Here is a 10,734-nt window from a genome sequence, read left to right as displayed (position 1 = left end):
GGGCCACACCGCCCCCCGGCGCCTCCGAGGGGATCAGCCTGGGAACGAGCATGCCCGCGACCACGACGGCGGCGGTCGCCCCCGCGGCGAACGACACGGTGGTCATCGGGCGCCGGGGCCGCCCCCGCAGGGCCCGGTCGGCGAGATCATGGGGGACCCGGGCCTCCTCGGCCCAGTCCCGGAACGTCCGCGGCAGCAGGGTTTCCAACTTCACGAGGTGGCCTCCTCAAAAGGGCGGTCGGGCAGGCGGAAGGGGGCGAGTTCGGGCGAGACGGAGCGCAGCCGGGCGAGCGAACGGTGGGCCGTGCTGCGGACCGTCCCGACCGAGCAGCCCATGATGCGCGCCACCTCGGCCTCGGGGAGGTCCTCGAAGTAACGGAGCACCAGCACGGCACGCTGCCGCGCGGTGAGCCGGGCCAGCGCGCCGCGCAGGACGAGCTTCAGGTCGGCCGCGTGCGTGTCGTCGCGTCCCACGACGTCAGGGGTCTCGGCCATCACGGTCTCCCGCCGCCGGGAGGCCAGGCGCCACCAGCTCACCTGCTGGCGGTACATCGCGCGCCGCACATACGCCTCGGGCTCGTCGATACGGGCCCACCGGGCGGCGGTCCTGGCCAGGACCGTCTGAAGCAGGTCTTCGGCCGCGTACTGGTCCCCGCCCGTGAGCAGGAACCCTAGCCTCATGAGCGCCGGCGAGCGCGCCGACACGAACTCGCGGAAACGTCGCTCCTCGGCAACGTCCACGATCACCTCCAAGGGTCGATGTCAGCCTCTAGGACGCCGCCGGCTCCGCTTCGCTATGCCTCCCGATCTCACGGCTTCCCGGAACGGCTTCCCGGTGCGGCTTCCCGGTGCGGCTTCCGGGAAAGGTAGGGTGCCGCGCGGGACGAGGCAGGCCAGGCTTCCCCCACCAACCGTAAATATCCTGGCCCAGTGGGAAATGTGGAGCAGATGACGGCGAACCCCGAGTGGACCCCCGAGTGGGTGCCCGACGCCCGCGAGCTCGCCGACCTGGAGTTGCTGCTCTCCGGCGCCTTCGACCCCCTCACGGGCTTCCTCGGCTCGGCCGACGTCGACTCGGTCGTCGAGAACGGGACCCTGGCCGACGGCACGCCCTGGCCGGATCCCGTCACGCTGACGCTGCCGCACGACCACCCCGTGTCCGCCGGGCAGGAGCTCACGCTGCGCGACCCTGAGGGCGCCGCGCTCGCCTCGCTCACCGTGACCGAGCGCACGGCCGACGGCCTGGTGGCGGGCCCGGTGAAGTCGCTGGGCGCGTCGGAGCACGGCCCCTTCGCACGCCTCCGGCGTTCCCCGTCCCAGGTCCGCGCCGAGCTGGGCGGCCGCTCCGTCCTCGCCGTCACCATGCGGGGCCCCCTGGACGACCTGGACGAGATCACCGCCACGGCCCGCGAGCTGGACGCGACGATCCTGCTGCTCCCCCTGGCCTTCGGCGAGGGCGGCCCCGCGGTCGTACGCGCGGCGCTCAAGGCACGCGACAGGCTTCCGTCCGGCACCCAGGTCGCCGTGGTCCCCCTCGCCCCCCGCGAGCCCGAGATCGACCTGGAGCTCCGCGAGCACGTCGCCACCGCCTACGGCGCCGACGAGCACCTGGCGGGGCCGGAGCCCATCACCCTGCCCGGTCCCCCGCACCGGCGCGGCCTGGTGGTCTTCTTCACCGGCCTGTCGGGGTCGGGCAAGTCCACGATCGCCCGCGGCCTGCACGACGCGCTGCTCGAACGCGGCAGCCGTACCGTCACGTACCTGGACGGCGACGTGGTGCGGCGCCTGCTCACGGCGGGTCTGACGTTCTCCAAGCAGGACCGCGACCTGAACATCCGCAGGATCGGCTTCGTCGCCGCCGAGGTCGCCCGGCACGGCGGACTCGCCATCTGCGCCCCCATCGCCCCGTACGCGGCGACGCGCGACGAGGTGCGCCACATGGTCGAGGCCGTGGGAGCCGACTTCGTGCTGGTACACGTGGCCACGCCGCTGGAGGAGTGCGAGCGCCGCGACCGCAAGGGGTTGTACGCCAAGGCGCGGGCCGGGCTCATCCCGGAGTTCACCGGCATCTCCGACCCGTACGAGGAGCCCGAGGACGCCGAACTGACCCTCGACACGACCGGCATGCCGATCGAGAGGGCCGTCGACTCCGTGATGAGCGTGCTCGGCTCGGGCGGCTGGATCCGCTGATGGCTCGGGCCTCCTCCGCGCGGCGGGGGCTCAGTGGTCGGGGACCGGTGTCGAGCTGAAGTACGGCGCGCGTGCCAGCTCGGTGAACGCGCGCGCGGCGGGCACGGTCGAGTCGAAGCGCGTGTCGCCACGCGGCGCGCGCGGCGAGTCGAAGTAGACCAGTGCCTTGATCTGCGGGTATCCCCGGATCTGGCGGCGCACCGAGTTGAAGAACGTCACCTTGAACCCGGGGTCGTCGTGCCGCTCGAACGCCCCCCACTCGGCCACCATGATCGGCTTGCCGGGGAAGCGCAACTGCGTCCAGCGGTAGAACCCCGGCCAGCTCGCGTGGTCGCCACGGGTCTTGTCGACCAGGTTGGCGAAGTCGGTCACCCGGCGGTCGGCGTACGGGTCGAGGCCGATCCAGTCGACGACGTCGTCACCGGGGTAGAGGTGCTCGAACCACGGCTTGGTCGCCCAGTTGGGCGCGCCCATGTAGGTCATGACCATGACGGCGTTCCTGACGCCGCGCTCGCGCAGGCGCAGCACCACGTGGCGGTACATCGCGGCGTAGTCCTCCGCGGTCATCCCCGACCCGGGGTGCGCGCGCACGTCGTTCTCGGGCTCGTGGTGGACGGTGAGGAAGAACCGGACGCGCAGCCTTCGCTTGATCCTCTCGGCGACCCTGTCGATGCGGGCGTCGATCGCGCCGTCGGCGATCTCGGCCCAGGTGTCGTGGACGGACGGCTTCCAGTTGATCAGCAGGAGCCGCTTCTTGGCGAGCTGCCGCTCCTCGGGCGTGGGGAACGGGTCCCCGCCCCGGTGGTACACGTGCACGATGTCGGCCCTGCGGCCCATGCGCTCCTCGGCGGCGGCGATGGCCAGTGACGGTGGCCGGCCGCCGAAGACGTCGGGGGCCATGCCCCACCACGCGCCGCAACTCGGGATGAGCTTGGCCGTCGCGACGCAGCCGGGGGCACCGCTCGGGACCGTCATGGCGACGGCGGGCGCGCGGTCTCCGGTCGCGACCTCCTCGTGCGGCCTCACCGACGACACGGCGTAAACGATCAGCCCGCAGCCGGTGGCGATCCCCATGCCGAAAACCCACATCCCCGTCAGTTTGCGCAAGGCGGTCAAACCCCCTTCTAATCAATTCTCCTGAAGGCTGGTATTCACCTTCCCACTAATCGGCGCCGGGCCGCCGGAAACTGGATACCCGGCGCCGAGCTGCGGCTTCCTAATTATGGAAATATCCGGTTATGTGCGCCGGCTGGGCGGATCCACCACCCTCAAAAACGCCTGTATGCGATCGAGGAATCTTGGGTTGTGCCTATAGTTCACAGCATCTGTTCCAGGGGGTCGGCGTCCATGGCGACGACTCCGAGCAACACACGCGACTTATAGGGACAGATATGCATAACAATCCCGCATTGAGAGGTCTGCCGTTTCCATGAGCCACCCGGCGTCCTCAGTCCCCGGCCCGGCCACCGGGCGCGAGTTCGCCGAGTTCGGCTCGATGCTGCTGCGGCGCAGGGTCGCGCTCGCCGGATTCCTGCTCGCCGGCCTCTGCTGCGGCGGCATCGTCCTCGCAATGACCCCGCCGTCCTACACGGCGACCGCCGAGGTGCTCGTGTCCTCCACCGGCGTCCAGGACCAGACGAACCAGACGAGCCAGCGCCAGCGCGAGCCGCTCAACCTCGACACCGAGGCCCAGGTCGCCCGCTCGGCCGTCGTCGCCTCCCGGGCCGCGCGCGCCCTGAAGGTCAAGGACCCCGACACGCTCAGGGACCAGGTCACGGTGACCGTGCCGCCCAACTCCGCGGTGCTGGCCGTGTCGTACACCGCCCGTGACCCGGTCACAGCAGCCGCTGGCGCCGAGGCGTTCGCGAAGGCGTACCTCGCCAACCGCGAGGCGACGGCCAAGCGCGCGCTCGACGCCCAGCTCAAGGTGCTCGCCGGGAAGCTGCGCGAGGTCGACGCGGCGCTCGGCACGACCGTCACCGGCCTGCCCCGCACGGCGCCGGGCTCGGCGGCGCGCACCATCGCCGCCCAGCGGCAGAACGTCCTGAGCAAGCAGGTCTACAACCTCACCGTGAAGTACGACGCCCTCAGGACCATCGCGATCACCCCGGGCAGCGTCATCAGCGACGCCCGCCCGCCCGCCTCGCCCGCACAGCCGAGCCCGTCGCTCTACCTCGGCAGCGGGCTGTTCCTCGGCCTGCTGGCCGGAGCCGGGGCCGCCATGGTCCGCGACCGCTTCGACACCCGGCTCAGAACCGCGGCCGACGTCGAGCGCCTCACCGGGCTCCCCGTCCTTTGCGAGGGCGAGAACGCCCGTGAGCTGCGCGAGCTCGCCATCGCCGTGGCACGGCACCTGCGCGACGGCGGCGAGCTGCTCGTACGGGGGGTGTCGCCGGGCACCGACCCCGAGCCCATCGCCGACGACCTGCGGGTGGCGCTCACCGGCCTCGCGCCGATCTGGGTGCGCACCGACCAGGCGGCACGCGCCGACGCCGCCCTGCTGGTGGTCGAGAGCCGCGCGGCGCGCTCCAAACAGCTCGCCCAGGCCGTACGGCAGCTCCGGCGCACGGACACGGCGGCGCTGGGCGTGATCCTGCTGACCACGCCCGCCTCGCTCCCGCGTGGCGAGTCCCACCACGGTCATGGCCGCCGCCATCCGACCGACCCCACGGCACGGGCGTCGTGAACCTGCCGCCGTCCCACCGATCCCACGGCACGGGCGTCGTGAAGATGCCTCCCCCCGTGACCTGGCCGATCGCCGCGCTTCTGGTCGGATACCCCATCTGGTGGGCCCTCGGCTTCGGCGGGCTGTCGATCATCGTCGTCGCGGTGCCCATGGCGTTCGTGCTCTGGAAGCGGCGGCCGATCACGGTCCCCAAGGGCATGGGCCTGTGGATGCTGCTCCTCGCGGGCTACCTCGTGAGCGCGCTCATGCTCGGCGACACGCCTCCCGGCACGTACGGCGAGCTCGGCACCGGCCGCGTCCTCGGCTACGTCATGCGGCTCGCCCTCTACGTCGCCCTGCTGATCATGGTGCTCTACCTGGGCAACCTCACCGATCGCGAGCTGCCTCAGCGCACGCTGGTGGCCATGCTCGGCGTGCTGTTCGTGACCACGGTGGCCGGAGGGCTGCTCGGCGTGGTCGCCCCGCGCTTCGAGTTCACCTCGCCCCTAGAGATGCTCCTCCCCGACTGGATCAGCGGCAACTCCTTCGTCCGCAACCTGATCCACCCGACCGCGGCCCAGGTCCAGCACGTCCTCGGGCACGCCTCGCCGCGCCCTGAGGCGCCGTTCGAGTGGGCCAACGCCTGGGGCAGCAACATCTCCGTGCTGCTGATCTGGTTCGTCGTCGGCTGGTGGACCTATGGGGGGCCGGTGCGACGGGTGGTGTGCGTGGCCGTGGCCGGGCTGGCCACGATCCCGATCGTCTACTCGCTCAACCGGGGCCTGTGGATCGGCCTCGCCGTCGCCGTCGCGTACGTCCTCATGCGCGCCCGTCCGCGCACGGGGCTCGCGATCGGCACGGCCCTCGCGGCGGCGGCGCTCGTGTTCGCCGCCGGTCCGCTCAACACCATCGTGGCCCAGCGCCTGGAAAGCCCGCACAGCAATGCCATCAGGGCGTTCACGGTCGCGAGCACGCTGGAGGCGGCCACCCACTCCCCGATCATCGGGTACGGCAACACCCGCAACGCCTTCGGCAACTACCAGACGATCACCACGGGCAGGACCGGCTGGTGCGCCGAGTGCGGCCATCCCCCGCTGGGGAGCGACGGGCAGATCTGGCTGCTGCTGATCACTCAGGGCTTCACCGGGGCGGCGCTGTATGTCGCGTTCTTCACGGGAGCCATCCGCCGCTTCTGGCGCGACCGCACGCCGATCGGCCAGGCCGGCACGCTCGTGATGATCCTCGTGCTGCTCTACATGTTCGTCTACGACGGCCTGGTTACCGCGCTGAGCCTCTATCTGATCTCGTTCGCGCTGCTCTGGCGCAACGGCCGGAGCGCCGGAGCTCCGGCGGTGGAGGCACGCCCATGAGGGACTACCGCGCCCGCCTCCACTACCTCGACGAGGTGCTCCCCCAGCTCTACCCCCCTCCGCCCTCGGACCCCGCCTCCGGTCCCGTTCCCAGCCGGGGTTCCGCAGGGCACGCCTCCTACACCGCGTACGCCCTGGTTCCGAGCAGGTTCCTGCCGCGCCGCCTCGTGCCCCGGTCGCGATGGTTGCCGGGGCGGCGGCTCCTTCCCCACGGGCCCGGCACGATCGAGGGTCACCTCAGCGAGGTGCTCGGGGAGCCTGTCAGGGCCACCTCCTACGTACGACCGGCCCTGCGCGCCAACCGCAAACCCGTCCTGGAGATCCACGGAGCCACCGGGGAGCCGCTCGCCTTCGTCAAGATCGGCGACACCGACCGATCGCGGGCGCTGATCCGGCACGAGAGCGCGACGCTTGGACTGCTGGCGGCCACGCCCCTGGAGGTCGTGGTGAGCCCCACCGTCTTGCACCACGGCATCTGGAACGGCCTGGAGGTGCTGGTCCTTTCCCCCCTGCCGGTGAGAGGCGGCCGCGTCTCTCCGGCTCTGCTCGACCGCACGGTCGCGGAGATCGCCGCGCTGGGCTTGGCGCGCGCGGACCACGCGGGAGCCGGCCGGCGGGACCCGTGCCAGGGTCCACCGAGCCTTTCGCCGGAGCCGGGCGGAGGCGGCGATCACGCCTGGCACGGCGACTTCTCCCCGTGGAACATGGCGCCCTCTCCCGACGGCCGCCTGCTCGTCTGGGACTGGGAACGCTTCGCCACCGGCGTGCCCCTGGGCTTCGACGCACTCCACCTCTTCTTCCAGAGGGCGCTGCGACGGATGTCACCCCCGGTCGCCGCCGAGGCGTGCCTGGCGCAGGCCGTACGGACGCTCGCGCCCTTCGGGGTGTCGGCGGCCCAGGCGAGAAAGACGGCGGTCCGCTACCTGATCGCCCTGACCGACCGGTATGAGCGGGACGGTCACCAGCCGCTCGGGCCTCCCTCCCAATGGCTCAATCCCCTCGTCGATCACCAGGAGGTCCTGCCATGAACCGCACTGTGAAGATGTCCGCGCACGTCGTCTCCCATACGGCGGGGCGGCTGACCGTCAGCGGGCGCCTCCTCCCGACGTTCATGATCGTCGGTGCGCAACGCAGCGGCACGACCTCCCTCTACCGTGCTCTCTCGCAGCATCCCCTGATGCTCAAACCGGTGCTCCGCAAGGGCGTCCACTACTTCGACACGGCGTACGGCAAGGGGCTGTCGTGGTACCGCGCGCACTTCCCGCTGAAGGCCACGGCCCACCGCCTTGAGCGCAGGTACGGCATACGCCCGCTCGCCTTCGAATCTTCGCCGTACTACATGTTCCACCCGCTGGCGGCCTCCCGGATCACCCGTGACCTGCCGGGGGCGAAGCTGATCGTGCTGGTCCGCGATCCGGTCGAACGGGCCTACTCGGCTCACGCGCACGAGGTGGCACGCGGCTTCGAGACCGAGCCGGCGTTCGAGCGCGCGATCGAGCTGGAGCCCCACCGGTTGGCCGGGGAGGCGGAGCGGCTGTGTGAGCACCCGTACGCGCTGAGCCACGCCCACCGCCACCACGCCTACCTCGCCCGCGGCCGGTACGCCGAGCAACTCGACCGGCTGGAGCCTCTGGTCGGCCGGGACCGGATCCTGGTGATCGACAGCGGGCGGTTCTTCACCTCGCCTGAGTGCGTGTACGACGAGGTGCTGGAGTTCCTCGGGCTCCCCCGCCTCGACGACCCGGTCTTCGAGCGCCACAACGCCCGCCCCCGGCCCGCCGACATGCCGGCCTCGCTGCGAGACTCCCTGTCCGACCACTTCGCCCCGTGGGACGAGCGACTCCGCCCCTGGCTGGGCGGCGACCCCTCCTGGCGCAGATGACCGGCGACGGTGCGATCTCCTCACCAGAGGTCCCGGGCCCGGTGGCCGGTGGGGCTGGTTCGCTGGTCAAGGGGGGTATGGCGGGGCTCGCCGGGGCGGTCGTCAACGCGGGGTCGCAGTTCCTGATCGTGGTGGCCCTGACCCGTGGCCTCGACACGGGCACGGCGGGCGCCGTCTTCACCGCGACGACGCTCTGCCTGATGGTCGCCGGAATCCTCCGGCTGGACTCGGGCAACGGGCTGATCTACTTCATCGCCCGGTCCCGCAGGCACGGCGAGCAGGACATTTCCCGATATTTCCGTGCGGCGCTGGCACCCGTCATCGTGCTGTCCATCCTCACGGCGATCATCGTGATCGTTTGGGGAGACGCGATCACAGCGGTCCTCCTACCGAACCCGGCCCCGGCGGTGTCCGGCGCGGTCACAGCCGCACCCGGCCCGGACTCGGTCACGGCCGGGTCCGGCGGGGTCATGGCCGGGTCCGGCGCGGTCACGGTCATGCTCGGCGCGGCGATTCGGACGCTCGCGGTGGCGCTTCCTGTGATCGTCTGCGCCGACGTCCTGGTCTCCGCGACCCGTGGTCTCGGTTCGATGCGCCCGACCGCGCTGCTGAGCGGGGTGCTCCAGCCAGGGGCGCAGTTCGTCCTCGTGGGAGGCCTGGCCCTGACGGGCGCGGCCTCCGGCCTGAGTTGGACGCTCCCCGCCGCCTGGGCCGTGCCCGCGCTGCCCGTGCTGGTACTGAGCGCCCTCTGGTTACGCCGGCGGGTGCCCTCCGGGCCGTACGTCTCGGGAACGGCGGGCGAGTTCTGGCGTTACGCGGCGCCCCGTGCGCTCGGCGGCGCGGTCCAGGCCGTGTTCCAGCGGCTCGACATCGTGATCGTGGCGATGCTCGCCGGGCCGGAGGAGGCCGCGCTGTACACCGCCGCCACGCGGTTCAAGGTGGTCGGCCAGCTCGTCAACCAGGGGCTCGCCCAGGCCGTGCAACCACGGCTCGTACGCGCCCTGGCGGAGGGTGATCTCTCCCTCGCCCGCAAGCTGTACCAGACGACCACGATGTGGCTGGTCGTCCTGACCTGGCCCCTGTGGCTGGCGTACGCGGCGCTCGCGCCATGGCTGCTGCGGGTGTTCGGCGACGGCTACCGGCACGGGGCCGCCGTGGCGGCCGTGCTCGCCGCGACCATGATGCTGGCCACCTCCTGCGGCATGGTCGACGTCGTGCTGATCGCCGCCGGGCACACCGCTTCCAGCATGATGAACATCCTCGGCGCGATCGCGGTGACCGTCGCCCTCGACGTCCTCCTGGTGCCCGCCCACGGCGCTTTCGGCGCCGTTCTCGGCTGGTCGGGCGGGGTCCTCGCCAAGAACGTGCTCCCCCTGCTCCAGATCGCCCGCCTGTACGAGCTGCGCCCGTTCGGCGTCCACAGCCTGCCCTCCCTGCGGCCCTCGCGCGTCGAGGAGGCCACGTGAACGACGGGCCCATCCCGGTGCCCATCCCGGTGAGAGGCAGCGGGCCCATTCTGGTCACCGGGCTGCCGAGGAGCGGCACGAGCTGGGCCGGGAAGATGCTCGCCGCCGGTGGCGAGGTGATCTACGTCAACGAGCCGCTCAACCCGCAGCGCCCGCCCGGCCGCTCTCCCGGAATCCTCAACGCCACGGTGAGCCACCGGTTCCAGTACATCTGCCGCGACAACGAGGGGCCCTGGCTGCGCGCCTTCGCCGACACCGTGGCCCTGCGCTACCGCTACGCCGCCGAGTTGCGCCGCAACAGGTCGCCCGGCGACCTCGCACGCCTGGCGAAGAACGCCGCCGCCTTCACGCTGGGCAGGCTGCTGGGGCGCCGGGCGCTGCTGGACGACCCGTTCGCGCTGTTCTCGGCGGGCTGGTTCGCCGAGCGCCTGGGCTGCCGCGTGGTCCTGCTGGTGCGCGAACCTGTGTCCTTCGTGGCGAGCTGGCAGCGGCTCGGGTGGACCGTCTACTTCCACGAACTGCTCGAACAGCCGCTCCTGGTGCGCGACCACCCGTCCGTCGATGCGCTCCGCCCGCTCGTCGGCTCGCAGGACCGCCTCGCCAAGGCCGCCGCCCTGTGGCGGGTGGCGCGGTCCGTCGCCGAGACGCTGGCCGGACGGCACCCGTCCATCCGCCTGGCCCGCTACGAGCACCTCGCCACCGACCCGGTTACGGGCTACCGGGATCTGTACGAGTGGTGCGGGCTCACCTGGTCCGCCTCGGCCGAAAGGCGGATCGAGCGGGCCTGCACGGCGGGAGACGGCCGGACGGACGCGGCGGGGACGAGACACGTCCCGGCGGACGGCTCGAACGGAGGCGGCCCGCCGCGCGGCACGGAGGACGGCGGCTTCGCCTGGTCGGGCCTGTCACGCACCGCCTACCGGCCCATGGACTCGCGCCAGGCCCTGGACCGTTATCGTGATCAGCTCACCCCCGAGGAGATCACCCGCATCCGCCACCTGACCCGCTCCCCATAAAGCGATCTTTGTCGGAGGACGGCGTGACCCGGAGCCTCCACTTCGAGCCGACCTGCACCCGCGTACGTTGAGGAGCCGACCTACGCCCACGGAGGTTGAGGACCGACCCGCACCCGCGTACGTCGAAGGACGGACCCGAAGCGTC

10 protein-coding genes are annotated in these 10,734 nt (G+C 71.8%); 7 read left to right on the top strand and 3 right to left on the bottom strand.

The window, feature by feature from the left end:
• Both AB0B89_RS07975 and AB0B89_RS07970 read right to left on the bottom strand, forming a co-directional pair.
• On the bottom strand, window positions 1-214 hold a 214-nt coding region (locus tag AB0B89_RS07975; RefSeq protein WP_358549792.1), incomplete at its 3' end, for a hypothetical protein.
• Window positions 211-741: a SigE family RNA polymerase sigma factor gene (locus AB0B89_RS07970; RefSeq protein WP_358549790.1), complete on the bottom strand. Its 531-nt coding sequence runs from the start codon at window positions 739-741 to the stop codon at window positions 211-213. The genes AB0B89_RS07975 and AB0B89_RS07970, both read right to left, overlap by 4 nt.
• 207 nt (window positions 742-948) lie before the next feature.
• Here AB0B89_RS07970 and cysC point away from each other — a divergent pair, with 207 nt between their 5' ends.
• Window positions 949-2,190 (top strand): adenylyl-sulfate kinase, encoded by a 1,242-nt coding sequence (gene cysC, locus AB0B89_RS07965; protein WP_358549800.1) that lies wholly within the window; start codon window positions 949-951, stop codon window positions 2,188-2,190.
• Window positions 2,191-2,220: 30 nt separating this feature from the next.
• Here the strand turns inward: cysC and AB0B89_RS07960 are convergent, their stop codons facing one another.
• Window positions 2,221-3,279: a glycosyl hydrolase gene (locus AB0B89_RS07960; RefSeq protein WP_358549788.1), complete on the bottom strand. Its 1,059-nt coding sequence runs from the start codon at window positions 3,277-3,279 to the stop codon at window positions 2,221-2,223.
• A 340-nt stretch (window positions 3,280-3,619) separates the two neighbouring features.
• Here AB0B89_RS07960 and AB0B89_RS07955 point away from each other — a divergent pair, with 340 nt between their 5' ends.
• The 6 genes from AB0B89_RS07955 to AB0B89_RS07930 are packed head-to-tail and all read left to right on the top strand — an operon-like array spanning window position 3,620 to window position 10,589.
• Window positions 3,620-4,876 (top strand): Wzz/FepE/Etk N-terminal domain-containing protein, encoded by a 1,257-nt coding sequence (locus AB0B89_RS07955; protein ID WP_358549786.1) that lies wholly within the window; start codon window positions 3,620-3,622, stop codon window positions 4,874-4,876.
• A 56-nt stretch (window positions 4,877-4,932) separates the two neighbouring features.
• Window positions 4,933-6,225 (top strand): hypothetical protein, encoded by a 1,293-nt coding sequence (locus AB0B89_RS07950; RefSeq protein WP_358549784.1) that lies wholly within the window; start codon window positions 4,933-4,935, stop codon window positions 6,223-6,225.
• A complete protein-coding gene (locus tag AB0B89_RS07945) occupies window positions 6,222-7,253 on the top strand; it encodes a hypothetical protein (protein WP_358549782.1) in 1,032 nt (343 codons plus the stop codon). The genes AB0B89_RS07950 and AB0B89_RS07945 overlap by 4 nt, the downstream gene beginning before the upstream one ends.
• Entirely contained in the window at window positions 7,250-8,107 is an 858-nt protein-coding gene (locus AB0B89_RS07940) for a sulfotransferase (protein ID WP_358549780.1), read from the top strand. The genes AB0B89_RS07945 and AB0B89_RS07940 overlap by 4 nt, the downstream gene beginning before the upstream one ends.
• Window positions 8,104-9,573, top strand: coding sequence for a polysaccharide biosynthesis C-terminal domain-containing protein (locus AB0B89_RS07935; RefSeq protein WP_358549778.1), 1,470 nt, complete (start codon window positions 8,104-8,106; stop codon window positions 9,571-9,573). The genes AB0B89_RS07940 and AB0B89_RS07935 overlap by 4 nt, the downstream gene beginning before the upstream one ends.
• Window positions 9,570-10,589, top strand: coding sequence for a sulfotransferase (locus AB0B89_RS07930; RefSeq protein WP_358549776.1), 1,020 nt, complete (start codon window positions 9,570-9,572; stop codon window positions 10,587-10,589). Before AB0B89_RS07935 ends, AB0B89_RS07930 begins: the two co-directional genes overlap by 4 nt.
• Window positions 10,590-10,734 lie beyond the last annotated feature (145 nt).

The organism is Sphaerisporangium sp. NPDC049002 (assembly GCF_040649355.1).
Classification (GTDB): domain Bacteria; phylum Actinomycetota; class Actinomycetes; order Streptosporangiales; family Streptosporangiaceae; genus Sphaerisporangium.
Note: the sequence above shows the minus strand (reverse complement) of the source record. Positions and strands in the feature narration are given on the sequence as shown.